Origin of the sequence: uncultured Microbacterium sp. (genome assembly GCF_963524805.1) — a bacterium.
Taxonomy (GTDB): domain Bacteria; phylum Actinomycetota; class Actinomycetes; order Actinomycetales; family Microbacteriaceae; genus Microbacterium.
The window spans coordinates 461814-487987 of sequence record NZ_CAURGG010000001.1 but is presented as its reverse complement, the minus strand read 5'-3'; the positions used below and the strand labels follow the sequence as shown (position 1 = coordinate 487987).

Annotated in this window: 23 protein-coding genes; 2 read left to right on the top strand and 21 right to left on the bottom strand. The window is 70.7% G+C overall.

What is annotated here, in order from left to right; genetic code table 11:
* Positions 1-72 precede the first annotated feature (72 nt).
* Positions 73-1698, top strand: a complete 1626-nt coding sequence (locus RWQ91_RS02365; RefSeq protein WP_314502417.1) for a RecQ family ATP-dependent DNA helicase — start codon at positions 73-75, stop codon at positions 1696-1698.
* Here RWQ91_RS02365 and RWQ91_RS02360 read toward each other — a convergent pair whose 3' ends face one another.
* The 17 genes from RWQ91_RS02360 to rpe all read right to left on the bottom strand — a co-directional run bounded on the left by RWQ91_RS02360 (position 1699) and on the right by rpe (position 19375).
* On the bottom strand, positions 1699-2895 hold the full coding sequence (locus RWQ91_RS02360) for a low temperature requirement protein A (protein ID WP_314502416.1): 1197 nt from the start codon (positions 2893-2895) through the stop codon (positions 1699-1701). It lies immediately after the preceding gene.
* A gap of 4 nt (positions 2896-2899) precedes the next feature.
* Positions 2900-3295 (bottom strand): PLDc N-terminal domain-containing protein, encoded by a 396-nt coding sequence (locus tag RWQ91_RS02355; protein ID WP_314502415.1) that lies wholly within the window; start codon positions 3293-3295, stop codon positions 2900-2902.
* An 82-nt stretch (positions 3296-3377) separates the two neighbouring features.
* Entirely contained in the window at positions 3378-4826 is a 1449-nt protein-coding gene (pyk, locus tag RWQ91_RS02350; RefSeq protein ID WP_314502414.1) for a pyruvate kinase, read from the bottom strand.
* A 54-nt stretch (positions 4827-4880) separates the two neighbouring features.
* Complete coding sequence (locus tag RWQ91_RS02345; RefSeq protein WP_314502413.1) at positions 4881-6347, bottom strand: glutamate synthase subunit beta; 1467 nt, start codon at positions 6345-6347, stop codon at positions 4881-4883.
* Positions 6340-10926: a glutamate synthase large subunit gene (gltB, locus tag RWQ91_RS02340; protein WP_314502412.1), complete on the bottom strand. Its 4587-nt coding sequence runs from the start codon at positions 10924-10926 to the stop codon at positions 6340-6342. The genes RWQ91_RS02345 and gltB overlap by 8 nt, the downstream gene beginning before the upstream one ends.
* Positions 10927-11023: 97 nt before the next feature.
* The gene (gene lgt / locus RWQ91_RS02335; RefSeq protein WP_314502411.1) at positions 11024-12034 is read right to left on the bottom strand and encodes a prolipoprotein diacylglyceryl transferase; all 1011 of its coding nucleotides are present in this window, start codon (positions 12032-12034) and stop codon (positions 11024-11026) included.
* A 9-nt stretch (positions 12035-12043) separates the two neighbouring features.
* On the bottom strand, positions 12044-12853 hold the full coding sequence (gene trpA, locus RWQ91_RS02330) for a tryptophan synthase subunit alpha (protein ID WP_314502410.1): 810 nt from the start codon (positions 12851-12853) through the stop codon (positions 12044-12046).
* The gene (gene trpB / locus RWQ91_RS02325) at positions 12850-14121 is read right to left on the bottom strand and encodes a tryptophan synthase subunit beta (RefSeq protein ID WP_314502409.1); all 1272 of its coding nucleotides are present in this window, start codon (positions 14119-14121) and stop codon (positions 12850-12852) included. Before trpB ends, trpA begins: the two co-directional genes overlap by 4 nt.
* Positions 14118-14894 carry an indole-3-glycerol phosphate synthase TrpC gene (gene trpC / locus RWQ91_RS02320; RefSeq protein ID WP_314502408.1) on the bottom strand — a complete coding sequence of 259 codons (777 nt, stop codon included), beginning with the start codon at positions 14892-14894 and terminating at the stop codon, positions 14118-14120. The genes trpB and trpC overlap by 4 nt, the downstream gene beginning before the upstream one ends.
* A gap of 2 nt (positions 14895-14896) precedes the next feature.
* On the bottom strand, positions 14897-15127 hold the full coding sequence (locus RWQ91_RS02315; RefSeq protein ID WP_314502407.1) for a DUF6704 family protein: 231 nt from the start codon (positions 15125-15127) through the stop codon (positions 14897-14899).
* Between the two features lie 33 nt (positions 15128-15160).
* Positions 15161-15799 (bottom strand): Trp biosynthesis-associated membrane protein, encoded by a 639-nt coding sequence (locus tag RWQ91_RS02310; RefSeq protein ID WP_314502406.1) that lies wholly within the window; start codon positions 15797-15799, stop codon positions 15161-15163.
* Positions 15796-16179, bottom strand: coding sequence for a phosphoribosyl-AMP cyclohydrolase (hisI, locus tag RWQ91_RS02305; protein ID WP_314502405.1), 384 nt, complete (start codon positions 16177-16179; stop codon positions 15796-15798). Before hisI ends, RWQ91_RS02310 begins: the two co-directional genes overlap by 4 nt.
* Positions 16176-16940 carry an imidazole glycerol phosphate synthase subunit HisF gene (hisF, locus tag RWQ91_RS02300; protein ID WP_314502404.1) on the bottom strand — a complete coding sequence of 255 codons (765 nt, stop codon included), beginning with the start codon at positions 16938-16940 and terminating at the stop codon, positions 16176-16178. Before hisF ends, hisI begins: the two co-directional genes overlap by 4 nt.
* Positions 16941-16942: 2 nt before the next feature.
* The gene (hisG, locus tag RWQ91_RS02295) at positions 16943-17785 is read right to left on the bottom strand and encodes an ATP phosphoribosyltransferase (protein WP_314502403.1); all 843 of its coding nucleotides are present in this window, start codon (positions 17783-17785) and stop codon (positions 16943-16945) included.
* 56 nt (positions 17786-17841) lie between these two features.
* Entirely contained in the window at positions 17842-18105 is a 264-nt protein-coding gene (locus tag RWQ91_RS02290) for a phosphoribosyl-ATP diphosphatase (protein WP_314502402.1), read from the bottom strand.
* A gap of 68 nt (positions 18106-18173) precedes the next feature.
* Positions 18174-18662, bottom strand: coding sequence for a hypothetical protein (locus RWQ91_RS02285; RefSeq protein ID WP_314502401.1), 489 nt, complete (start codon positions 18660-18662; stop codon positions 18174-18176).
* Positions 18659-19375: a ribulose-phosphate 3-epimerase gene (rpe, locus tag RWQ91_RS02280; protein ID WP_314502400.1), complete on the bottom strand. Its 717-nt coding sequence runs from the start codon at positions 19373-19375 to the stop codon at positions 18659-18661. Before rpe ends, RWQ91_RS02285 begins: the two co-directional genes overlap by 4 nt.
* Before the next feature lie 20 nt (positions 19376-19395).
* On the opposite strand from rpe, the gene glsA reads away from it, so the two are divergent.
* Positions 19396-20568 (top strand): glutaminase A, encoded by a 1173-nt coding sequence (gene glsA / locus RWQ91_RS02275; RefSeq protein ID WP_314502399.1) that lies wholly within the window; start codon positions 19396-19398, stop codon positions 20566-20568.
* A gap of 11 nt (positions 20569-20579) precedes the next feature.
* On the opposite strand, the gene RWQ91_RS02270 is transcribed toward glsA, so the two are convergent.
* The 4 genes from RWQ91_RS02270 to metK are packed head-to-tail and all read right to left on the bottom strand — an operon-like array spanning position 20580 to position 26125.
* Positions 20580-21944, bottom strand: a complete 1365-nt coding sequence (locus tag RWQ91_RS02270) for a transcription antitermination factor NusB (protein ID WP_314502397.1) — start codon at positions 21942-21944, stop codon at positions 20580-20582.
* Positions 21941-22867, bottom strand: a complete 927-nt coding sequence (gene fmt / locus RWQ91_RS02265) for a methionyl-tRNA formyltransferase (protein WP_314502396.1) — start codon at positions 22865-22867, stop codon at positions 21941-21943. Before fmt ends, RWQ91_RS02270 begins: the two co-directional genes overlap by 4 nt.
* Positions 22868-22875: 8 nt before the next feature.
* The gene (locus tag RWQ91_RS02260; RefSeq protein ID WP_314502909.1) at positions 22876-24897 is read right to left on the bottom strand and encodes a primosomal protein N'; all 2022 of its coding nucleotides are present in this window, start codon (positions 24895-24897) and stop codon (positions 22876-22878) included.
* Between the two features lie 34 nt (positions 24898-24931).
* Positions 24932-26125 carry a methionine adenosyltransferase gene (metK, locus tag RWQ91_RS02255; protein WP_314502395.1) on the bottom strand — a complete coding sequence of 398 codons (1194 nt, stop codon included), beginning with the start codon at positions 26123-26125 and terminating at the stop codon, positions 24932-24934.
* Positions 26126-26174: the final 49 nt, after the last annotated feature.

Genomic DNA, 26174 nt, shown 5'->3' with positions numbered 1-26174 from the left:
GCGCCCTCCCGCGGAACGGCTCGGCAGGATGGCCTCTGCCGTCGCGTGGTCGCGGCGTGGAGAGGAGTGCCCGTGCCCGATTCAGCGATCACCGAGACCGCGAGGGACATCTTCGGCTGGGCCGGCCTGCGCGACGGACAGGAGCCGGCGGTGGCCGCGCTGCTGCGGGGCAGAGACGTCATCGCGGTTCTGCCGACCGGCGCCGGCAAGTCGGCCGTGTACCAGCTCGCCGGCACGATGATGCCGGGGGTCACGGTGGTCGTCTCGCCGCTGATCGCGCTCCAGTCCGATCAGCTCGACCAGCTCCGTGAACACGATGCCGCCCCGGGTGCGGTGGCGATCAACTCGACCCTGGGCGAGCGGGCATCCGAGGCGGCGTGGACGTCTCTGGCCGATGGCTCGGCCCGATTCGTGTTCCTCGCCCCCGAACAGCTGGCCAACGACGAGGTGGTACAGCGCCTGAAACGTCTGGACGTCTCGCTGTTCGTCGTGGACGAGGCTCACTGCGTCGCGAGCTGGGGACACGACTTCCGGCCGGACTATCTCCGCCTGGCGGACGCGCGTCACCGCATCGGCGCTCGCACCACTGTGGCACTGACCGCCACGGGAGCCGCCCCGGTGCGCGCCGAGATCGTTCAGCGCCTGCAGCTGCGCGACCCCCTGGTCGTGGTGCGGGGAGTCGACCGCCCCAACATCGACCTGGAGGTGCGACGCGAGAACTCCCCCACCGACAAGCGAGACGCGATCCTCGAACTGGTGCCGGCGCTTCCTCGCCCGGGGCTGGTGTACACGGCCACCCGTCGCGAGGCCGAGCAGTACGGTGCGCAGTTCGCGGCCCGGGGAATGAGCTCCGAGGTGTACCACGCAGGTCTGTCGGCACGGGAGCGCGCCCGGGTGCACGAGGCGTTCTCGGAGGGAACCGCCGACGTCGTCGTGGCGACGAACGCCTTCGGCATGGGCATCGACAAGCCGGACGTCCGGTTCGTCGTTCACACCGCCGCGCCCGAGTCCCTCGACGCGTACTACCAGCAGGTGGGTCGCGCGGGGCGGGACGGCGAGGCGTCGTCAGCGGTCCTCTTCTATCGTCCCGAGGATCTCGGGCTGCGCAGGTACTTCGCCGCCCGGACTCCGGATCCGGAGCGGCTCACCGCCGTCTACGTCGCGCTGCAGACGGCAGCCGGCGCGCTCCGCAGCCGCGACATCGGTGAGAGGACGGGGATGTCTTCACGAAGCGCCACCGCAGCGGTCAATCAGCTCGTCGAGGGCGGCTGCGTCCGTCTGGGCCGTCGGGGGGCGGTCGCCATCGCCGGCGCATCCGCCCGCGAGGCGGTGGAGGCGGCGGTGGACGCCGCGGAGCGCCGCGAGCGCATCGAGGAGTCCCGGATCGAGGTGATGCGCCGCTACGCCGAGACCAGGGACTGCCGTCGGCGGACGCTTCTGGGCTATTTCGGTGAGGAGCTGCCGCGCGCGTGCGGAAATTGCGACACCTGTCGCGCCGGGACCGCCGAGGAGATCGCCGACGGTGCCGAGGGCGCCGTTTTCCCGACCGGGGCGTCCGTCGAGCACGTCGTGTGGGGTTCGGGAAGCGTCGTGGACGTCGAGGACGATCGCCTCACGGTGTTCTTCGCCGACCGGGGGTACAAGGTGCTCTCCCTGGAGGCGGTGCGGGCGGGTGGCATCCTCACGGGCACACCCTGATCAGGCGGCAGAGCTGAGTCCAGCCGCGCGCATGCGCCGCACGTTGATCTCGTTGAGGGCGACGAACAGCGCGATGAGGCCGACGCATGCGGCGACCACGGTCTCTGCGCCGACGATCTCCGCCAACGGCACGAGCAGCCACGGGAGGACGATGCCGGCGGGGCCCCACAGCACGACGTCGCGCAGGGGCGCGCCGTACCGCAGCGACTCGGCGGTGCTGGCGACGAAGAACAGGCTGATGCCCGCGGCGAGGCAGACGGCAGCACCGACGGGAAGGTGGTGGCCGGTCTCCGCCACAGCCGTGCCGAGCGCCGATGCGAACAGCACGATTCCGGAGATGAGCACGAACGGCAGGTACATGACGGTGTCGCGGAGCCCGCCGATGCTCCCCCGCAGCTGCAGGCGTCGCAGGCCCCGCTCCACGGCGGCCGTGGCGTAGCCGAAGAAGATCCACGCCAGCATCGAGACGGCGGCGAAGGCCAGGACGGCCGTGACGGCGGGCGCCGGTGCCCAGTGGGCGTCGAGCTCGGCGATGATGGCGAGGATCGACTCGCCGAAGACGATCACGACCAGCAGTCCGACCCGCTCGACGATGTGGTCGATGTCGATGTTCTCGCGCAGCCAGCCCGCCTGTCCGCCCAGGAAGCCGAGCAGCACGACCTCGATGGCGATCGCGATGGCCCAGAGCGCGAACTGCCACGGCGGGGCCACCGCCGCCGAGACGAGCCACAGGGACGCCGGAATGAGGCAGTACAGAACCGGCCGCCACCACGGGATGCCGGTGATCCTCCGCTTGGCGAACCACGGGATCGCCCAGACGAGACGGATCACGGCGTTGCCGATCGCGAAGGCGGCCGCGCGGTCCGTGAATGCGCCCGGCACGGCGGCCGCCATCACCCCGACCGACATCATCGCGATCGTCACGGCGATCCAGATCGACGGAGTGATCCGCGCGCCGAACAGGTTCATCGTCACGGTCGCGTTGACCCACGCCCACCAGGCTGCCGCCAGGAGGGCGAAGAAGCCCAGCGCGTCGACCCACGTGGGATCGCCGTGCATCGTGTGCGCGACCTGCCCGATGTAGGCCACGAGCACCAGATCGAAGAACAGCTCCAGCCAGTGCACGCGCCGGCCGGGGCGATGCTCCGTGCTCTCGGCCGCAGTCTGCGCGGACTCCCCGTGCTCCGCGGCCGTCATCCCGCTAGGCCCCGAAGTACTGGTGTCCGAGCGCCTTGCTCTTGAGCGCCTCGTACTCGCCTTGACTGATGGTTCCGGCATCCAGCAGCGCCTTGGCCTGCGCGATGTCGGCCGCGGGCGTCGACGACGCGGACGGACGGTAGTCGTCGGCCTCCGGCGCGGTCCCGCCGCCTCGGGCGATCGCTGCGCGCTCGGCCATGCCGCGGCCGCGGGCGATGACGTAGACGAGGGCAGTCAGGAACGGCATGAAGATCAGGAAGATGATCCACACCGCCTTCCACCAGCCGTTGAGCTTGTGGTCGCGGAAGAGGTCGCTGATGATCAGGAAGACCATGAAGATGTAGACCGTGAAGTAGAAGATCCACAGCAGATACCAGAAAAAGTCGCCGAACCCGATCATGGGCACCTCCGTCGAAGGGAATGGTCGCGCTCAGCATAGCGAGCGCGACCATTTCGCGCGTTACGGCGTCGCGGCGTCGCGGCTAGTCCCGGGACTGGTAGATCGGCGCTTTGCCGTGCACCGCATCGCCGATCTTGTGGATGCGGATGTCGTTGGTCGATCCGACGATTCCGGGAGGGGAACCGGAGATGACGACGACCTTGTCGCCGACCTTCGCGAGGTCATTGGCGAGGAAGAAGTCATCGACCTGGATGAACATTCGGTCCGTGTGAGCCACGTGCTCGACCAGTGCCGACTGCACACCCCAGGTGAGCGCCATGCGCCGACGGATCGCGGGCTCGGTGGCGAAGCCGATCATGGGGATCTTCGGACGCAGGCGCGACATGCGCCGCGCCGTGTCGCCGGACTCGGTGAAGATGCAGAGGTACTTGGCCTCGACGAAATCCGCGACCTCCATGGCGGCCAGGGTGATCGCTCCGCCCTGCGTGCGCGGCTTCGTCGTCAGCGGGGCGATGCGCTCCAGGCCGTGGTCCTCCGTCGAGGCGATGATGCGCGCCATGGTCTCCACGACGACGACCGGGTACTTGCCCACGCTGGTCTCGCCCGACAGCATGACGGCGTCGGCGCCGTCGAGCACGGCATTGGCGACGTCGCTGGTCTCGGCGCGCGTGGGCACCGGGTTGTCGATCATCGACTCGAGCATCTGCGTGGCGACGATGACCGGCTTGGCCATGCGGCGGCAGAGCTCGACGGCCCGCTTCTGCACGATCGGGACAGCCTCGAGGGGAAGCTCGACGCCCAGGTCGCCACGGGCGACCATGATGCCGTCGAACGCGTCGATGATCTCCTCGAGGTTCTCGACCGCCTGGGGCTTTTCGATCTTGGCGATCACGGGCACGTGACGGCCCTCTTCGGCCATGATGACGTGCACGCGCTGCACGTCCTTCGCGCTGCGCACGAACGACAGGGCGATCAGGTCGGCCCCGATGCGCAGGCCCCAGCGCAGATCGGCTTCGTCCTTCTCGGAGAGCGCCGGCACGTTGACCGCGACCCCGGGCAGGTTGATGCCCTTGTTGTTCGAGACCGCGCCGGCGACGATGACCTTGGTCGTGACCACCGGTCCCTCCACCTCGACGACCTCGACGCGGACCTTGCCGTCGTCGATCAGGAGGAAGTCCCCCGGATTGACGTCGGCGGGGAGCCCCTTGAAGGTCGTGGAGACGATCTCCTTCGTGCCGGCGATGTCGTCGGTGGTGATCTTGAAGATGTCGCCCTCGGCGAGATCGTGCGGTCCATCGGCGAACTTGCCGAGCCGGATCTTCGGTCCCTGCAGGTCGACCAGCACGGCCACGGGACGACCCGCGTCGTCGGCGGCCTTGCGCACGTTCGCGAAGTTGGTCTCGTGAACGGCGTAGTCCCCGTGGCTGAGGTTCATGCGAGCGACGTCGACGCCGGCCTCGATGATGGCGCGCACCTGTTCGTAGGTCGAGGTGGCGGGTCCCAAGGTGGCGACGATCTTGGCGCGTCTCATCGTGAATATGCTCCGTGCTGTTCGAGGGGGTTTGGCAGAAGAGCCGCGGCCAGCCTACGCGGGCTGCAGACCGATCGCGACATCGGTGGGACGCACCGGCGCGGGCAGCGAGGTCTCGCCCATGAGGTACTGGTCGACGTGCGCGGCCGCGGCGCGTCCCTCCGCGATCGCCCACACGATGAGCGACTGTCCCCGGCCGGCGTCGCCGGCCACGAAAACGCCCGGCGCTGTGGTCTGGAAGACGTCGTCGCGCTCGACGGCGCCTCGCGAGGTGAACTGCGCGCCGAGCTGGTCCTCGAGGTGCGTGCGCTCGGGCCCTGTGAAGCCCATGGCGATCAGGACGAGGTCGGCGGGGATCTCGCGCTCGGTGCCGCTCTTGGGGACGCGGCGGCCGTCGACGAATTCGGTCTCCGCCACGCGCAGTGCGCGCACTTCGCCCGCCTCGTTCCCGAGGAACTCGACGGTGGAGGCGAGGTAGGCGCGCTCGCCGCCCTCCTCGTGGGCGGATGAGACCTCGAACACGAGCGGGGCCATCGGCCACGGCTGGTTGTCCGGACGGGTCCCGGGCGGCTGCTTGCCGATCGCGAGGTTCGTCACGCTGAGCGCGCCGTGGCGGTGCGCGGTGCCGATGCAGTCGGCGCCGGTGTCACCGCCGCCGATCACGACGACGTGCTTGCCCTCGGCGGTGATCTGGCTGGGCACCGCGTCGCCCGCGAGCGCCTTGTTGGATTCGACCAGGTACTCCATCGCGAAGTGGACCCCGGCGAGGTCGCGGCCGGGAATGGCCAGCTCTCGGGGCAGGGTGGCTCCGGTGGCGATCACGACGGCGTCGTATCGGGCGCGCAGGTCGCTCCACGAGATGTCCTTGCCGATCTCGACACCGGCGCGGAAGCGCGTGCCCTCGTCCTGCATCTGGCGCAGGCGGTACTCGAGGTGGCGCTTCTCCATCTTGAAGTCGGGGATGCCGTACCGCAGCAGCCCGCCGATGCGATCGTCCCTCTCGAAGACGGCGACGGTGTGTCCGGCACGGGTGAGCTGCTGCGCGGCGGCGAGACCGGCGGGGCCGGAGCCGACGACGGCGACCGTCTTGCCGGTCAGGCGCCCGGGCGGCTCCGGTTCGACCCAGCCGTTGGCGAACGCCTCGTCGATGATGGAGACTTCGATCTGCTTGATCGTCACGGCCGGCTGGTTGATGCCCAGGACGCACGAGCTTTCGCAGGGCGCCGGGCACAGGCGTCCGGTGAACTCCGGGAAGTTGTTCGTCGAGTGCAGGCGCTCGATCGCCGAGCGGCCTTCGCCCCGCCAGGTGAGGTCGTTCCACTCGGGGATCAGGTTGCCCAGCGGGCAGCCCTGATGGCAGAACGGGATGCCGCAGTCCATGCACCGGCCGGCCTGGCGGCGCAGCACGGCCGAGTCGCCCGGCTCGTACACCTCTTTCCAGTCCATGATGCGCACGGGCACCGGACGCCGAGGCGGAAGCTCGCGGTCCGTCACCTTGAGGAAGCCCTTCGGGTCAGCCACCGGTCACCTCCAGGATGCGGGTCCAGACGACGTCGCCGTCGGGGTCGAGCCCCTCCGCGACCGCCTCCTGGCGGGTCAGCAGAACGGCGGCGTAGTCGCGGGGCATGACGCGGACGAAGTTCGCCAGTTCGTCGTCGAAGTCCTCCAGCAGGGATGCCGCGAGGGTGGAATCGGTCTCGGCGAGATGCTGCTCGAGCAGATCGCGCAGGATCTCCGCGTCGCCGGATCCGAGCTCGCCGAGTTCCAGTTCGCCGCTGGCCAGCGCCTCGCGGTTGACGAGCGTGGGGTCCAGCTTGTAGATGTACGCCGTGCCGCCCGACATGCCGGCGCCCAGGTTGCGACCCGTGGCGCCGAGGATCACCGCGAGACCGCCGGTCATGTACTCCAGGGCGTGGTCGCCGACGCTCTCGACGACCGCGGTCGCACCCGAGTTGCGCACGAAGAAGCGCTCCCCCACCGCGCCGCGCAGGAACATGGTCCCCTGCGTGGCGCCGTAGCCGATCACGTTGCCGGCGATGACGTTCTGCGACGCGTCGAAGGTCGCCCCCCGCGGCGGGCGGACCACGATCTGCCCGCCCGAGAGCCCCTTGCCGACATAGTCGTTGGAGTCGCCCTCGAGGCGCAGGGTGATGCCCGATGGCATGAAGGCTCCGAAGGACTGGCCCGCCGAACCGGTGAGGTTGACGACGATCGAGCCGGCCGGCATCCCGTTCTCGCCGTGCACCACGGTGACGGCGTGTCCGAGCATCGTGCCGACCGCCCGTTCGGTGTTGCGGATCGGCAGGTCGAACGAGATCGTGCCGCTGTGGGCGATCACGTCGCGGGCGGCGTCGATGAGCGGAACATCGAAGTGCTCGTCGAGCTCGTGCTTCTGCGGCCGCGTGTTGCGCCGCGCCTGCTCTTCGCCGAACGCCGGGCCGGTCAGGATCGGCGCCAAGTCGAGCCCACTCGTCTTCCAGTGCTCCACGGCGCCGTTGATGTCGAGGAACTCGTGGCGGCCGATGGCCTCATCCAGCGAGCGGAAGCCCAGCTCGGCGAGGTACTCGCGCACCTCTTCGGCGATGAACTCCATGAAGTTGATCACGAACTCGGGCTTGCCGTTGAATCGCTGCCGGAGCACAGGGTTCTGCGTCGCGACGCCGACCGGGCAGGTGTCGAGGTGGCAGACGCGCATCATGATGCAGCCGGACACCACGAGAGGGGCCGTCGCGAAGCCGAACTCCTCAGCCCCGAGGAGCGCGCCGATCATGACGTCGCGGCCGGTCTTGAGCTGACCGTCGACCTGGACGACCACCCGGTCGCGCATGCCGTTGAGCATGAGCGTCTGCTGCGTCTCGGCCAGGCCGAGTTCCCACGGCGTCCCGGCGTGCTTGAGCGAGTTGAGCGGGCTCGCGCCGGTGCCGCCGTCGTGACCCGACACGAGAATGACGTCGGCGAGAGCTTTCGCCGTCCCGGCCGCGACGGCGCCGATTCCGGACTGGCTGACGAGCTTGACGTGCACGCGCGCGTCGGGATTGGCGCGCTTGAGGTCGAAGATCAGCTGCTTGAGGTCTTCGATCGAGTAGATGTCGTGGTGCGGCGGCGGCGAGATGAGACCGACGCCGGCGGTCGCGTGCCGGGTGCGCGCGACCCACGGGTAGACCTTCGTGGGCGGCAGCTGACCGCCCTCCCCCGGCTTGGCGCCCTGGGCGAGCTTGATCTGGATGTCGTCGGCCTTGGTCAGGTACAGGCTCGTGACGCCGAAGCGCCCCGAGGCGACCTGCTTGATGGCGCTCCGGCGCTCGGGGTCCAGCAGCCGGTCGACGTCCTCGCCGCCCTCGCCCGTGTTGGACTTTCCGCCGAGGCGGTTCATCGCGATCGCCAGCGTCTCGTGCGCCTCTTTCGAGATCGAGCCGTAGCTCATCGCACCGGTGGAGAAGCGCTTCACGATCGAGGCGACGGACTCGACCTCGTCCAGCGGCACGGGCTTGCGCAGTCCGGAGCGGAGCGCGAACAGACCGCGCAGCGTCTTGAGCTGCGACGCCTGGTCATCCACGAGCCTGGTGTACTCGCGGAAGATGTCGTACCGGCGCGTGCGCGTGGCGTGCTGCAGCCGGAAGACGGTCTCGGGGTTGAACAGGTGCGGCGACCCGTCGCGACGCCACTGGTACTCGCCGCCGGTCCACAGCCGCTCGTGGGCGCGCACCGCCGCGTCCTCAGGGTAGGCGTACGCGTGACGCGCCGCGTTCTCGGCAGCGATGACATCCAGCGCGACCCCGCCGAGCTTGGTCTCGGTTCCGGTGAAGTAGGCGTCGACGAAGTCCTGGGCGAGGCCCACGGCCTCGAACACCTGGGCGCCGGCGTAGGAGGACACCGTCGAGATGCCCATCTTGGACATGATCTTCAGCACGCCCTTGCCGAGCGCGTAGATCAGGTTCTTGACGGCCTTCTCGGGCGTGATGCCGGTGATGTAGCCCGCACGCACGAGGTACTCGGCGGTCTCCATCGCCAGGTAGGGGTTCACGGCGGAGGCGCCGTAGCCGATGAGAGTCGCGACGTGATGCACTTCGCGGACGTCGCCCGCCTCGACCACCAGACCGCACTTCATGCGCGTCTCGTTGCGGATGAGGTGGTGGTGCACGGCGGCGAGCATGAGCAGCGACGGGATCGGCGCGAGGTCCTTGTTGGAGTCGCGGTCGCTGAGAACGATGAACTCGGCGCCGTCCTCGATCGCCTCGTCCACCTCGGCGCACATCTGGGCGATGCGCTTCTGCATGCCCTTGTGCCCGGCCTCGACCCGGTACAGGCCGCGGATCGTCACCGACGATCGACCCGGCAGGGCGGTGTCGATGTGCTGGATCTTGGCCAGCTCGTCGTTGTCGATCACCGGGAAATCCAGCGTCACCGATCGGGCGTGGTCGGCTCCCCAGCTGAGCAGGTTGCGCTCGGGCCCGAGCCCGAGGGCGAGGGAGGTGACGACCTCTTCGCGGATGGAGTCCAGCGGAGGGTTGGTGACCTGGGCGAACTGCTGCGTGAAGTAGTCGAACAGCAGGCGCGGGCGCTCGCTCAGCACGGCCACCGGGGTGTCCGAGCCCATGGCCCCGAGGGGCTCGGCGCCGTTCTGACCCATCGGGGTCAGCAGGATGCGCACTTCCTCCTCGGTGTACCCGAAGGTGCGCTGCCGCCTCGTGATCGAGGCGATGGGGTGCACGATGTGCTCGCGCTCCGGAAGATCGGCCAGCCGGACGGTGCCCGCATCCAGCCACTCCTGCCACGGCTCCAGGTCGGCCAGCTGGGCCTTGATCTCGTCCTCTTCGACGATGCGGCGCTGGGCGGTGTCCACGAGGAACATGCGCCCCGGGCGGAGCCGTCCCCGGCGCTTGATGCGCTCGGGTGCGAAGTCCAGCACTCCCGTCTCGCTGCCGATCACGATCAGGCCGTCGGTCGTCTCGGTCCAGCGTCCGGGACGCAGGCCGTTGCGGTCGAGCGTGGCTCCGACCAGCGTGCCGTCGGTGAAGATCAGCGCGGCCGGGCCGTCCCAGGGCTCCATCTGCATGGAGTGGTAGTCGTAGAACGCCCGCAGCTTCGGGTCGACGTCCGACTGCTTCTCATAGGCCTCGGGCACCATCATCATGATCGCGTGCGGCAGGCTGCGCCCGGTCAGGGTGAGCAGCTCCAGCACCTCGTCGAACGACGCGGAGTCGCTCGCGCCTTCGGTGCAGATGGGCAGCAGCGGGCGGATGTCGCCGAGCAGCTCGGACTCGAGCTGGGACTGACGCGCCCGCATCCAGTTGCGGTTGCCGTTGACGGTGTTGATCTCGCCGTTGTGGGCGAGCATGCGAAGCGGCTGTGCGAGCGGCCACGACGGGAAGGTGTTGGTGGAGTAGCGCGAGTGCACCACGGCCAGCTCGGAGGCGAACCGCTCGTCCTGCAGGTCGGGGTAGAACGGCTCGAGCTGCAGCGTGGTGACCATGCCCTTGTAGCCGATGGTGCGGGAGGACAGCGACACGATGTACGCACCCAGCTCGGTGCGGGCGCGCTTGCGCAGACGGAACACGCGGCGGTCCAGCTCGATGCCCGACAGGGCCGGCGCGTCGCCCACGGCGGGACGGGAGACGAACAGCTGCTCGAAGACGGGGCGCGCGTCGAAGGCCAGCTTGCCCAGGTTCTCATCGGCCGTCGGCACGTCGCGCCAGCCGAGGAGCACGAGGTTCTCGCTCGCCGCGATCTGCTCGATGCCGGCTTTCTCGGCCGCGCGGCGCTCGTCGTCGCGGGGCAGGAAGATCATGCCGGCGGCATACTCGCCGACCGGGGGCAGCTCGAAATCGACGACGGCGCGCAGGAACGCGTCCGGCATCTGCGTGAGGATCCCGGCACCGTCGCCGGTTCCGGCATCCGACCCGATGGCGCCGCGGTGCTCGAGGTTGCGCAGCGCCGTCAGCGCGAGGTCGATGATGTCGTGCCCGGCTTCCCCGCGCAGGGTCGCCACCATCGCCAGGCCGCAGGCGTCCTTCTCGAAGGCAGGGTTGTACATCCCCTGCTTGGGGGGCAACGCGCCGAAAGCGTGTTCGGCGTCGCCGGAACGGGGGCTCGAAGCCATACCTACCGTCCTCACATTGATGCTCAAGATGGGACGACGTCGGCCCTGAAGTGCGGAAGCTGAAGTTCCACCGCGGGGTGGGGCGCTGCGTGGAGCGCTACTTCGAAACGGCTGTGCTGGTAGCGGTGCTTGTGGCGGTGCTTGTCGCTGTGCCCTCGGTCGGTTCGGCCGTCGGTGGTTCGCTGACGTCGACGAACTCGCCGCTGTCCTCCGATTGTACCGTGCCCGGGCGCTGCCACTCTCTGCCGGGCACATAGGGCGAGGGCTCGTAGCCGGGGTGACGTCGCCCCTGGACGAAGTAGATGGCAAGACCGAGGATCACGCCGAAGATCGCGGCCCAGACGTTGCTGCGCAGGCCCAGGATGATCTCGCTGGGATCGATGCGGATGTTCTCCCACAGGATCCGGCCGCCGCTGTACCAGACGAGGTAGATGCCGAACAGGCGTCCCCACTGCAGCGTGAACCGCTTGCCCACCCACAGCAGGAAGAGCACGCCGAGGGTGTTCCAGATCACCTCGTACAGGAACGTCGGGTGGAAGAGCGTGCCCGGCGCGAGACCCGGCGCGAGCTTCTGGGCGATGTCATCGTCGATCTGCAGACCCCAGGGCAGATCCGTCGGGAGTCCGAACAGCTCCTGGTTGAACCAGTTGCCGAAGCGTCCCATGGCCTGGGCGAGCAGCAGGCCCGGCGCGAGCGCATCGGCGAAGGTCCAGAAGCGGATGCCGGTCCACCGGCAGCCGAGATAGGCGCCGATCGCCCCGCCGATGAGGGCGCCGTAGATCGCGATGCCGCCCTCCCAGATGCGGAAGACCGCCCAGATGTCCGTGCCGGGACCGAAGTAGAAGCCGGGGTGCGTGAGCACGTGGTAGATCCGCGCGCCGATGATCGCGAGCGGGACGGCGATGAGCGAGATGTCGATGACGACCCACGGCTCGGCGCCGCGCCGCGTGAGGCGCCAGTTCGTCAGCAGCACTGCGGCGATGATGCCGGCGATGATGCACAGCGCGTAGAAGTGGATGCGCAGCGGACCCAGGTCGATGTAGCTGACCTGAGGGCTCGGGATGCTGGCGAGCACGCCGTTCAGCGCGCTCGGGAGGGCGAACGTCATGCGACGAGTCTAAGCGGGCAGGCGCGTGCCGGCAGACAGGGCCCGCGCGGTCTCGGCGAGGCTCTCGAGGCCGCCGTCGCGCAGCGCCCGCACCAGCGCCGTGCCGACGATCGCGCCGTCGGCGTACTCGAGCACGCCGGTGACCTGATCGGGCGTCGAGATGCCGATGCCCACGCACGCGCGCAACGTGCCGGTGGAGCGCGCGCGCATCCGATCGACGAGGCCGCGGGCGGCGGCATCCAATTCGGCGCGCTCCCCCGTGATGCCCATGGTCGAGACCGTGTAGACGAACCCGGTGGAGGCCTCGAGGATCAGGTCGAGGCGCTCGTCGGTCGACGTCGGAGCGGCGAGGAAGACGCGGTCCAGGCCCGTGCGCTCGCTGGCGGCGATCCAGTCGGATGCCGAATCCGGGGTCACATCGGGGGTGATGAGCCCGGCACCGCCCGCGGCGAGCAGGTCGTCTGCGTAGCGGTCCACGCCGTACTGCATGACCGGATTCCAGTAGGTCATGACGAGCACGGGCACATCGACGCGCGCGGTGATCTCGCGCACCGCGGTGAACGTGTCGCGCAGGCGGAATCCCCCGGCCAGGGCTGCGACGGTCGCCTCCTGGATGACCGTGCCGTCCATCACCGGGTCGGAGTAGGGCGGCCCCAGCTCGAGAACGTCCGCGCCGCTCTCGGCGAGGAGCACCGCCGCATCGATGCTCGTCTGCAGGTCGGGGAAGCCGAGCGGCAGGTATCCGACGAAGGCGCCGCGGCCCTCGGCGTGCGCCGCGTCGATCGCGGCGGCCACGCGCGACGGCGTCGTCGCGGTCACAGCTCCGTTCCCTCGCCCTTTGCGCCTTCCGCAGGCGGCGGCACGGCGACCGGAGGCCCCTCGAGCAGGGCGTCGGCGTCGTACAGCTCGAACCAGCGGGCGGCGGTGTCCATGTCCTTGTCGCCGCGCCCGGAGAGGTTGATCGCGATCACGGCGTCCGGGCCGAGCTCCCGCCCGACCCGCATCGCGCCGGCCAGCGCGTGCGCCGACTCGATCGCGGGGATGATGCCCTCGGTGCGCGAGAGGAGGCGCAGCGCCTCCATCGCCTCGGTGTCGGTGGCGGGGATGTACTCGGCGCGGCCGATGGCCGAGAGCCAGGCGTGCTCGGGTCCGACGCCGGGGTAGTCCAGCCCGGCGGAGATCGAGTGCGACTCCACGGTCTGGCCGTCCTCGTCCTGCAGCACGAACGTCTTCGCGCCGTGCAGCACGCCGGGGCGTCCCCGTTCGATCGAGGCCGCGTGGCGCGGGGTGTCCACGCCCTCGCCTGCCGCCTCGACGCCGTACAGCTTGACGCCTTCGTCGTCCAGGAACGCGTCGAACATCCCGATCGCGTTGGAGCCGCCGCCGACGCACGCGAAGACGGCGTCGGGAAGGCGGCCGATCTCATCGAGCAGCTGCGCGCGCGCTTCTTCGCCGATGATCTTCTGGAAGTCGCGCACCATCGCCGGGAACGGGTGCGGCCCGGCGGCGGTGCCGAAGATGTAATTGGTGGTCTCGACGCTGGCGACCCAGTCGCGGTACGCATCGTTGATCGCATCCTTGAGGGTGCGCGATCCGGTCGTGACGGGGATGACCTCCGCGCCCAGCAGACGCATGCGGGCGACGTTCAGCGCCTGGCGCTGCGTGTCGACCTCGCCCATGTACACGACGCACTCGAAGCCGAACAGGGCGGCCGCGGTGGCCGTGGCGACACCGTGCTGGCCTGCACCGGTCTCGGCGATCACGCGGGTCTTGCCCAGACGCTTGGTCAGCAGAGCCTGTCCGAGCACGTTGTTGATCTTGTGCGATCCGGTGTGGTTGAGGTCCTCGCGCTTGAGGAAGACGCGTCCGCCGCCCGCGTGCTCGGCGAACCGCGGCACCTCGGTGAGCGCCGAGGGCCGGCCCGCGTAGGAGTGCAGCAGACCGCGCAGCTCGAGTTCGAACGCGGGGTCCGCCATCGCCTCCTCGTAGACGGCGGTGAGCTCGTCGATCGCGGCGATCAGGGATTCCGGCATGTACCGGCCGCCGAAATCGCCGAAGTAGGGTCCGGGTGCTTCGCGCAGACTCATGAGCCGGCCTCCAGGAATGCGGTCAGGGTGGCGACGGGATCGCCCGTCACGAGGGCTTCGCCGATCAGCACCACGTCCGCGCCCGCGGCGCGGTAGTGGGCGACGTCCGCGGGGGCGAGGACGGCGGATTCGGCGATCTTGACCGCGTCCGGCGGGATGCTGTCGTGGAGGCGCCCGAAGAGGTCGCGGTCCAGCGCGAAGGTGGAGAGGTCCCGAGCGTTCACGCCGATCAGCTTCGCGCCCACATCGGCCGCCCGGGCCACCTCGTCGGCCGAGTGGGTCTCGACGAGCGGCGTCATGCCCAGTTCGCGGGTGAGCGCGTGCAGGCGTGAGAGAGCGTCCTGCTCGACCGCGGCGACGATCAGCAGCACCAGGTCGGCGCCGGCGGCCCGCGCCTCGAGCACCTGGTATTCCGTCGCGATGAAGTCCTTCCGCAGCACCGGAAGGCCGACGGCGGCCTTGACCGCTTCGAGGTCGGCGAGGCTTCCCTTGAAACGCCGGCCCTCGGTGAGCACCGAGATCGTGGAGGCGCCGCCCCGCTCGTACAGTCGTGCCTGCAGCGCCGGATCGGGGATCTCGGCCAGATCGCCGCGCGAGGGGCTCGCGCGCTTCACCTCGGCGATGATCTTCACGCGGTCGGCGGGAGCCAGGGCGGCCAGGGCGTCACGGGCCGGCGGTTGCGCCAGCGCCGCCCGCTCGACGGCTTCGAAAGGCCGCTCCGAGGCCCGTGCCTCGGCATCCTGCACCGCGCCGGCCGTGAGGTCGGCGAGCATGGTCAATGCTCTTTCGGAGTGTACTTCGCGCCGCCCACGCCGTAGCCGGCCTTCGCCATGCCCCATCCGACGAGCGCGCCCACGACGAGCAGAGCAACCGAGGTCCACACCAGCCAGGGCAGGTCGAACCAGTACGCCACGGTGCCCAGCGCGATGGCGCCGAGCATGATGATCACGGCGGTCCATGCGGCGGGCGAGTGTCCGTGGCCCGGGTCGCCGATGGTGTTGCTCATTGTTTCCTCCGAGGTAGCGCGGTCGGCCCCAGTCTAGCGGGCTCCCGAGGTGGGATCCGCGGTGGGATCGGCCGTCGGATCGGCGCCGCGGGACAGGTCGTCCCACGAATCGATGGCGTCCACGGGACCGGATGCCGCAGGCCCGGCGACCGGATGAGCGGGGTCGGCGGCATCCGACTCGAAGCGACGCCCGGTCCTGCTCCACGATCGGGCGGTGGCGATGATGAACGCCCCGACCGCGAGCAGCAGCACCGACAGGGCGAACGTGACCGCGGGCCACGGCGTCACCCGCACCGAGGCGACGAGGTCCTCGATCGCCTCCGCACCGATGATCCCCGTGGCTGCCGTGACGGTGGAGGCGACGGCCGTGAGCGGCACGGTGAAGGCGACCTGGGCGCTCAGGAAGGCGAGCAGCGCCGCGATCAGCACCGTCAGCACGCCGAATACGTATCGCAGCACCAGGCCGACGATCGACAGCGCGGCGCCGAGCGCGAGCACGGCGAGACTGAGCGGCGTCAGCACGGGCACGGCGGCGGATCCGGTGACGGCGAGCTCGTGCTGCGCACCGTCATCGAGCACGGCCACCAGCCAGGTCTGCGTGGAGGAGATGACGCCGAGGGCGCCGACGGCGAGCGTCGTGACGACGGCGAGCAGTCGTGCGCGGCGGATCACGGACTCTGCCGGACGGGTCCGGGAACCGGGTCGAGGTCGTCGGCGTCGAAGCACGTCCGGGTGCCCGTGTGGCACGCGGGCCCGACCTGATCGACTTCGAGCAGGATCGCGTCTCCGTCGCAGTCGAGGCGCGCGCCGCGCACGAGCTGGATGTTGCCCGAGGTGTCGCCCTTGCGCCAGTACTCCTGCCGCGAGCGCGACCAGAAGGTCACCCGTCCGCTCGTGAGCGTGCGGCGGAGCGCCTCGGCATCCATCCAGCCCAGCATGAGCACCTCGCGGGTGTCGAACTGCTGCACGATCGCGGCGACGAGGCCGTCGGCGGTGAAGCTCACGCGTGCGATCCGCTCCTGCACGGACTCTGCTCCGGTCGACTCGCTCACGAGCGCACCTCGATCCCTTCGGCCTGCATCTGTTTCTTCACCTCGCCGATCGTCAGCTGACCGGAGTGGAAGACGCTCGCGGCCAGGACGGCATCGGCTCCGGCCGCGATCGCCGGTGCGAAGTCCTCCGCGCGCCCGGCGCCGCCGGAGGCGATCACGGGCACGCTCGAGACCTCGCGCATGAGGGTGACGAGCGCGAGATCGAAACCCTCCTTCGTGCCGTCCGCGTCGATGGAGTTGACCAGCAGTTCTCCCGCGCCGCGCTCGATGGCCTCCCGCGCCCAGTCCACCGCATCGCGATCGGTCAGGGTGCGTCCGCCGTGCGTCGTGACGACGAAGCCGGAGTGCGTCCCCGGCGCCCGCTTGACATCCAGCGAGAGCACGAGCACCTGCGCACCGAAGCGGTCGGCGATCTCGTCGATGAGGCCGGGGCGCGCGATCGCGGCCGAGTTGACACCCACCTTGTCCGCGCCGACGCCCAGAAGGCGGGCGACGTCCTCGGCCGAGCGGACCCCTCCGCCGACGGTGAGGGGGATGAAGACCTCCTCGGCGGTCCGGCGCACGACCTCGTACGTCGTCGCGCGCTCGTCCACCGTGGCGGTGACATCCAGGAAGGTGAGCTCGTCGGCGCCCTGCGAGAAGTACTCGCGGGCGAGCTCCACCGGGTCGCCCATGTCGCGGAGGTTCTCGAAGTTGACGCCCTTGACCACTCGTCCCGCGGCGACGTCCAGGCACGGGATCACACGGCACACCAGGGACACGGCTACAGCCTCGCGTTGTGGATCGCCGTCACGAGGATCGCCCGCGCACCGATCCCGTACAGATCGTCCATCACCCGGTTCACGTCTTTGCGGGGGCTCATGACGCGCACGGCCACCCACGCGGGGTCGCGCAGGGGCGAGATCGTGGGCGATTCGATGCCGGGAGCGATCGCCACGGCGGTGTCGATCAGATCGGCCGGCAGGTCGTAGTCGATGAGCACGTAGCGTCGGGCGACCATCACGCCGCGCAGACGTCGCAGGAGCGTCGCCGTGCCCTCGGCCTCGTGAGGCGCCTCGATCAGCACCGCCTCGGACTGCAGGATCACCGGACCGAAGATCTGCAGGCCCGCCTGCTTGAGGGTCGTTCCGGTCGAGACCACGTCGGCGACGGCGTCCGCCACGCCCAGGCGCACCGCGGATTCGACAGCGCCGTCCAGCGGCACGAGGTCCACGGCCACGCCTCGTTCGTCCAGGAACGCGTCCACGAGCCCGGGGTACGCGGTCGCGACCCGCACGCCCTGCAGGTCTTCGACGGCGTGGAAGCTGCCGGGAGGGGCGGCGAAGCGGAAGGTCGACTCGCCGAAGCCGAGGGACTCGATCTCCTTGGCCCCCGGCATCCGCGCGTCCAGCAGAAGGTCGCGCCCGGTGATTCCGACATCCAGCGCGCCGGAGCCGACGTAGGTGGCGATGTCCTTCGGCCGCAGGTAGAAGAACTCGACCTCGTTGGCGGGGTCGATGACGTGCAGGTCCTTCGGGTCGCGGCGGCCGGTGTAGCCGGCCTCCTGCAGCATCTCGGTGGCGGTGTCGGCGAGCGACCCCTTGTTCGGCACGGCGATTCGCAGCATGGCAGCGTGCTCTTTCAGATCAGTGGAGCGGTTCGAGGAGGTCGGCGGGCGGCTGCTCACAGATGTCGGTAGACGTCTTCGAGACTCAGACCCTTCGCGACCATCAGCACCTGCAGGTGGTACAGCAGCTGCGAGATCTCCTCCGCCGCGGCATCGGTCGACTCGTACTCGGCCGCCATCCACACCTCGGCGGCCTCCTCCACGATCTTCTTGCCGATCGCGTGCACGCCCGCATCCAGCTGCGCGACGGTGCCCGAGCCCTCGGGCCGCTCGGCCGCTTTCGCGGTGAGCTCGGCGAACAGCGCGTCGAACGTCTTCACCGTCCCAGGGTATCGCCCTTCATACGCGCGCTTCGCGCTCCCCGACCGGCGCTCGATCGCCGCGGCGCTCAGTGCACGATGATGCTCAACACGATCACGAGCAGTCCGAGCCCGGTCGTGGCCAGCACTCCCCCGAGCCGCCAGTACCAGGGGCTGCGGTTGCGGGCCGCGTTCGCGTACCCGATCAAGGCGAGCATGACCACGCCGCTGCCGAGCGCGAGGTAGTACGCGGTGTACTCCTCGACCAGTCCGATCACCGCGAGCGAGAGCAGCAGGGCGGGTATCAGCATCGCGACGAGCATGCCGTAGGTGTGGCGGATGCCGCGCGCCACGGCCGTGCGCAGCACGAGCGGCGTCTCCGCCGCCCGGCTGGCCACCACGGCGGCGTAGATGTGCGCGAGCCAGAAGACGAAGACGGTGCCGACGACGAAGACCAGCACCTCCAGATCCGTGTCATCGTCCCAGCCGACGGCGATCAGAGCCGTGACCAGGACGATGCCGTAGACCCCGTGCTCGCCGCTGTAGGCGTCGAGGACCCGCCGTGCGTGCTGCTTCATCTGCCGTGATGGTGTCGGGCGGCACTCGCGCGCAGGGAGGAGATCGCGGCATCCGGATCGGAGGCTCCGAACACGGCGGAGCCCGCGACGAACGTGTCGGCGCCGGCCTCGGCCGCCTGGGCGATCGTGGACTCGCTGATGCCGCCGTCCACCTGCAGCCAGACCGAAGAGCCGCGCAGACGCACCTCGTCGGCCAGCAGCCGCAGCTTGGGCATCATCTCGGGCATGAAGGACTGTCCGCCGAATCCGGGCTCGACGGTCATGATCAGGATCTGGTCGAATTCGCTGAGGACCTCCCACAGGCCCTCGATCGGGGTCGCGGGCTTGACGGCCACGCCGGCGCGCGCGCCGATCGCGCGCAGCCGGCGCGCGAGAGCGACGGGCTCGGTGGCCGCCTCCAGGTGGAAGGTGACCGAGGCGGCGCCGAGCTCGGCGTACTCGGGCGCCCAGCGCTCCGGCTCGTCGATCATCAGGTGCACATCGAGCGGAACCGGACTGGTCTCCTGGATGCGACCGACCATCTGCGGGCCGAAGGTCAGGTTGGGCACGAAGTGGTTGTCCATCACGTCGACGTGGACGAAGTCGGCTCCCGCGATGCCGGCCAGCGCGGCCTCCATGTTGACGAAATCCGCCGCCAGCACGCTCGGGTTGATGCGCACCTGCGCCGTCTCGGTCGCTCGGGCGTGTTCTCGTCGTTCCTCGCGGCTGTGCACGCGTCCATTATGGTCGAGCCGTGGACCCCATCACGGCGCTGCTCGAAAAGGTGCTCATCGACGTCCGGCCGCACGATGACGGGCAGCCCGCGTCGTACATCCCGGAGCTGGCCTCGGCCGATCCCGACCTGCTGGCGTTCGGCGTCGTCGGTCCGCGCGGCCGGGTGATCACGGCCGGGGACGACGGCGCGGAGTTCACGATCCAGTCGATGTCCAAGCCGTTCGTCCTCGCCCTGGCGCTGCAGACCCTCGGCCGCGACGCCGTGTTCGCCCGCGTGGGTGCCGAGCCGAGCGGCGAGCCGTTCAATGCCATCAGCCTGGAGGCGCAGACCGGCCGCCCCGCGAACCCGATGGTCAACGCCGGTGCGATCGCCACCACCGCGCTGATCGACGGGGCGGACATCGACGAGCGCACGAGCCGGGTCGTCGCGGCGATGTCGGCGTTCGCCGGGCGCTCGCTGTGGATCGACGAATCGGTGTACTCCTCGGAATCCGGCACGGGCGACCGCAATCGCGCGCTGGCCCATCTGCTGAAGTCCTACGGCATCATCCGGGGATCCGTGCACGACGCGGTGGAGACCTACTTCCGCCAGTGCTCGGTGCTGGTCACCGTGCGCGACCTCGCCGTCATGGCGGCCACGCTCGCCTTCGGGGGACGCAATCCGGTCACCGGCGAGCGCGTCGTCTCCGAGCGGGTGGCGCGCGATGTCACCTCGATCATGGCCAGCTGCGGCATGTACGACTTCTCCGGTGAATGGATGCTGCGCGTCGGGCTTCCGGCCAAGAGCGGCGTGAGCGGCGGGGTGATGGCCGTGGCCACATCGCAGTTCGGCGTCGCGGCCTTCAGCCCGCGGCTGGATGCGCACGGCAACAGCGTGCGGGCGAGCGCGATCGTGGAGATCCTGTCGGATCGGTTCGGGATGCACGTGCTCGAGCCGCACGAGAGCATCGCGGCGCCCGGTGTCACGGTGGAGGAGTCGGCCGCGGGCCCGGTGGTGAGACTGGGCGGAGAGCTGGGGTTCGCGGGTGCGGAGCGGGTGATCTCGCTCCTTCGCGAGATCGCCGCCTCCACGCCGAGCGCCGCGCAGATCACGGTGGATGCGGCCGAACTGGCGCGTGTGCACCCGGCAGCGGTCCTGGTGCTGCGCACCGAGATCGAGGCCCTCGCGCCGCGCTTCCGCCTTCTCGAGTGACCTGACGCGACTCAGCGCCGCCGCAGCAGCGTGATCGACATCGCGTCCGCGTTGTGCCGGTGGGGCCACAGCTGCGCGCGGCCGGAGCCGTCGTTCGGACTCGCGAGCTCCGGGTCGGCAGCGGACAGCCCGGTCAGCACCGCACGTGCGTCCAGCTCTTCGATCGCGTCGCCGAACTCCCTGCGGACCTCGGTGACGACCCCGGCGGTCTCGGCGAGGTGCGGCGAGCACGTCACGTAGGCGACGACACCGCCCGGGCGCAGGCCGCCGATCGCCGCGGTCAGCAGTTCGCCCTGCAGCTGCGTGAGCTCGGGCACGTCCGCCGGCGACTTGCGCCACCGAGCCTCGGGACGCCGGCGCAGCGCACCCAGCCCCGTGCACGGGGCATCCACGAGAATCCGGTCGTACCCTCCCGCTGCCGGGCGGATCCGGCCATCCTCCTCGGAGACCGGGACGTCGAGGGGGACCCCCGCGATCGCCTGGCGCACCAGACCCGCCCGCGCGGCGGAGACCTCGTTCGCCTCGAGCCGCGCCCCGTGCTGCAGGGCCTCGGCGGCCAGCACGGCCGTCTTCCCGCCCGGGCCGGCGCACAGGTCGAGCCAGCGCTCGCCCGCCCGCACCGGCAGGGCACGGGTCAGTGCCAGCGCGGCGAGCTGCGAGCCTTCGTCCTGCACCCGCACGCGGCCGCCCGACTCGCGGACGAGTCGTTCAGGATCGCCGCCGCCGAGGCGGAAGCCGAACGGCGAGTACGGCGTGCGCCGTGCGTCCTCGGGCACCTCCGCAAGGCCGGGCAGTGCCGCCATCGTCACGCGCGGCGAGGCGTTGTCGGCGGTCAGGAGCGCCTCGAGCTCCTCGGCGCGGCCTTCCGCGGCCAGCGCGCGGCGGAACGCGCGGACGATCCACACCGGGTGCGAGAACACCAGCCCCAGCCGCTCGTCGTCCGAGCGCGCGCTCGCCGCGACCCGGCTCATCCACTCCCCCGGAGTCTCGCGCGAGATCCGGCGCAGCACGGCGTTCGCGAAGCCGGCCGCTCCGCGACTTCCGGCGCTGCGGGCCAGTTCGACCGACTCGTTGACCGCCGCATGCGAGGCCACCCTCGTCGACAGCAGCTGGTGGGTCCCCAGGCGCAGGGCATCCAGCACGGCGGGGTCGATGTCGTGCACCGGGCGGTCGGCGGCGATCTGGATCACCGCGTCATACGTGCCCTGTCGCCGCAGCGTGCCGTACGTCAGCTCGGTCGCCAGGCCCGCATCGGCGGTGTCGAGGCCGGCGCGGGCAATGGCCTTGGGCAGCAGCAGGTTGGCGTACGCGTCGGACTCGTTGACGGCGCGGATCGTCTCGAACGCGACGCGACGCGACGTGTTGGCAGAGCTCATGAGCCGAACCTCGCCGTGCCCGCGTCCCGGCGGCCGCGCCACCAGTCGGTCGCCGCCATCGCACTCCTGCCGGCGGGCTGGACGCGATCGAGGACCACCGGATCGGTGGCCGTGCCCACGAGCACACGGCGCTCGTGGAGCGCCGGTTCCCCGGGACTCAGAGGCGGCGCGTCCTGCGCGCCCGGACCGGCGGCAAGGATCTTCACGCGCGTCCCCTCGATCGTGGTGTGGGCGCCGGGCTCCGGCGTCACACCGCGGATGCGCGCGAGGATCGCGTCGCGGCTCTCGTCCCACCGGATGCGTCCGTCGTCGTCGCCGAGTTTGGGAGCGAACGTCGGCTCACCGGTCTGCGGTCTGGACTCGGCCGTGCCGCTCGCGATCGCGTCGACGACCTCGGTCAGCAGGTCCGCGCCTTCCCCGGCGAGGGCGTCCAGAACGCTCCCGGCGGTCGCGCCCGCGGGTACCGCGTGAGGTCGTTGCGCGAAGACGTCGCCGGCGTCCAGCGCGGGAACGAGCTGGAACACGGCGGCGCCGGTGACCTCATCGCCCGCGATGAGAGCCCGCTGCACCGGGGCGGCGCCTCGCCAGCGCGGCAGCAGCGAGAAGTGCAGGTTGATCCAGCCGAGAACCGGTGCCGAGAGCAGCGGCTCGCGCACAAGTCCGCCGTACGCCACGATCACGCCCAGCTCGGGCTCGAGCGCTGTGATCTGCTCCGTGGCGGCGGCATCCAGGCGATCCGTCTTGATCGTGGGGATGCCCAGCGCCTCGGCCGCGAGGGCCACCGGCGACGGCGTCAGCACCCGCCGGCGTCCGAGGGGCGCATCTCGGCGGGTGACGACGGCTGCGACCTCGTGATCGGACTGCGCGAGCGCGCGCAGAGACGGCACTGCGGCATCCGGCGTGCCGGCGAAGACGAGGCGCATGGCGTTCCTCACAGGTCGAGGTCGGGCACGTCCACCCGCACTCTGAGTGTAGGACTCGCGGTGCGCGTGGTCGGGGTCGAGCGCGTGCGGGCGCTCTTGCGGGCGCGGAGGGCGTCCGCGACGATCGAGGCGCGCAGGCTCTCGGAGACGCGCGCGCCGTGCGCGTAGTCGAACCGCACGAGCGCCCGCACGGCACCGTCGGGGCCGTCGGCGGCTCGGGCGCCGGCCGGTGTCGACGGGCGGGCGACGGGGCCGAGGATCGCATCGTCGTCGAGCGCGGGCACCGCTTCGCGCAGCGCTGTGATCGCGGCTTCCACCGCGGTCCTGCCGCCCTCGAGCGCCGCGACGCGCACGGTGGGCGGCATCCGCAGGGCGGAGCGGTCGGCCAGCTCGGCGCGCGCATAGGCGGGCTGGGTCCACGTGGCCAGGGCACGAGCCACCGACCCGGTCACTCCGACCAGGTGCACGGGTGCGCCGGGCCGGGCGAGCGCGGCGGCATTGGACCACCAGCGCAGGCAGGACTCTCCGATGCGCAGATCGTCGGCCTGCAGCATCCGATCTCCGTCGAGCAGGACGACCGCGCGATAGCCGCCTTCGGCGATCGGCTCGGCGCCGCGGGTGGCGACCACCAGGGCGGGGCGGTTCTCGACCGTGAGGACCGGGTGCTCGCCGTCGGCGACGATGATCCGGATGCCGGGAAAGGCGCGACCGAGTTCGTCGGCCGTGCGCTCGCTGCCGGAGGAGGCCATCCGCACGCGGGTCGACGAGCATGCGGGGCAGGACCATGTCGTGGCGGCGCGGCCGCACCAGCCGCACTCGGGGACGGCGCCGCGCCGGGCTGCGTGCAGCGGTCCGCCGCAGTGCAGGCAGCGGGCGGGGGTGCGGCACTCCGCGCAGACGAGCACCGGCGCGTAGCCCGGGCGCGCCACCTGCACCAGCACGGGACCGTGCTCGAGCGCGTCGCGCGCGGCGGCGAACGCGGCGGAGGGCACGCGGGCTCCCCGGGATTCGCCCTCTTTCGTGGCGCTGAGCACCACCCGGGGCGAAGACCTGCGGGGTGCCGACACGTCGCGCACCCAGCCCAGGCCCACCAGCCGCTCGACATCCGTCGTGCGGGTGTGACCGGCGAACACGACGGCGCAGCCGTCCAGCTCCTGTCGGATGAGCGCAGCGTCGCGCGCGTGCACGCCCGGGCTGAGCGGCTCGGCCAGCAGCGGATCGCCGTCGTCCCAGATGGCGATGAGTGCCGGGTCGTGCACCGGGGCGTACACCGAGGAGCGGTTGCCGACGACGATGCACGGCGCATCGGCCAGCATCCTCAGAAAGCCCGCGTACCGGGCCGGCGAGCTCTGCCGCGCGTCGTTGCGGATGACGGCATCGGCCGGCGCCCTTCCGGCGAGGGCCTGTTCCACCTGTGCCTGGTCGCGGTGGTCGGGGACCACCAGGATCGCGCTGCGTCCGGACGCCAGAGTGCGCACCGCTGCCGCCGCCAGGAGGACCGCCCACGCTCCCGTCGTGCCACGGTCCTCGAGGCGGACGGGTTCGGCCGGAGCGTCCAGCGCGCCCCGGCCGCCGAGGTCGACGCACTCGATCAGCGCGGGATGACCGTGCAGCATCGCGTCGGCCCACGCGCGTCCCGCGCGGTCGATGACCGGCACCGCGGGCGGCCCGGCGGCGAGCCACGCCTTCTCGGCGCGCACCATCCGCTTCGGGATCGCGAGGCGCAGGATGTCGGTCGCCGATCCGGCGGCCCGGTCGGCCGCCCGGCGGGCCAGGGCGTACAGCCCAGGGGTCAGCACGGGCGTCGCCGCGATGACTGCGTCGATGTCCGACAGCGGCCGATCGACCGGGTCGGCCTCGCCGAGTTCCACGACGTACGCGTCGAGCATGCGCCCCGCGCTGCGCAGCGGGACGCGTACGCGGACCCCCGGGTGCACCTCCGCAGCGAGGCCATCGGGGATCGCGTAGTCGAACAGACGATCGAGCTGCGGCAGCGGCGAGTCGATCAGCACACGGGCGACGCGCCGCACAGTCACCTCAGCACACCGGCCGCTGCGCGGTGGGTCACAGGCCGGCGGCTGCGCGCAGATCGTCGACGCGGTCCGTGCGCTCCCACGTGAAGTTGGGAAGCTCGCGCCCGAAATGCCCGTACGCGGCGGTCTGGGCGTAGATGGGGCGCAGCAGATCGAGCTGATCGATGATCGCCTTGGGACGCAGGTCGAACACGTCGAGGATCGCCCGGGTGATGTCCTCGTCGGAGACCGCCCCCGTGCCGAACGTCTCCACGTAGAGGCCGACCGGCTTGGCGCGACCGATCGCATACGCGATCTGCACCTCGAGGCGCTCCGCGAGTCCGGCAGCCACCGCGTTCTTGGCGACCCACCTCATCGCATAGGCGGCCGAGCGGTCGACCTTGGAGGGGTCCTTGCCGCTGAACGCGCCCCCGCCGTGACGCGAGGCGCCCCCGTAGGTGTCGATGATGATCTTGCGGCCGGTCAGTCCGGCATCCCCCTTGGGACCGCCGATCACGAACGGTCCGGCGGGATTGATGATGGATGCCGCCCCTCGCACGTCCAGGCCGGTCTCGGCGAGCACGGGTGCGATCACCTCGGCCTCGACGGCGGCCCGCAGCGCGGTGAGCGAGATGTCCGGGTGGTGCTGCGTCGAGAGCACCACCGTCTCGACGGTGCGCGGGATCGTTCCGTCGTACCCGATCGTGACCTGCGTCTTGCCGTCCGGTCGCAGGAACGGGAGGGCGCCGTTGCGCCGGGCGTCCGCGAGGCGCTCCGCGATGCGGTGCGCGGTCCAGATCGCGATCGGCATGAGCTGCGGCGTCTCGGTCGTCGCGTAGCCGAACATGATGCCCTGGTCGCCCGCACCCTGCGCGTCGAGCGGATCGATCGATCCGCCTTCGCGCTGCTCCTGCGCCGTGTCGACGCCGGTGGCGATGTCGGAGGACTGCTCGCCGATCGAGATGCTCACCCCGCAGGAGTCGCCGTCGAAACCGGTGTCGCTCGAGGTGTAGCCGATGCGGTTGACGACGCGGCGGACGATTCCGGGGATGTCCACGTACCCCGAGGTGCGCACCTCGCCGGCGACGTGCACCAGACCGGTGGTCACGAGCGTCTCCACCGCGACCCGGCTGTTCGGGTCCTCGGCCAGCAGCGCGTCGAGAATGCTGTCGGAGATCTGATCGCAGATCTTGTCGGGATGCCCCTCGGTCACGGACTCGGAGGTGAACAGACGCAGCTCGGTCATCGATGCTCCAGGTGGAGGGCCCGCGTTCGCAGCGGGCCTCGGGGCGGGT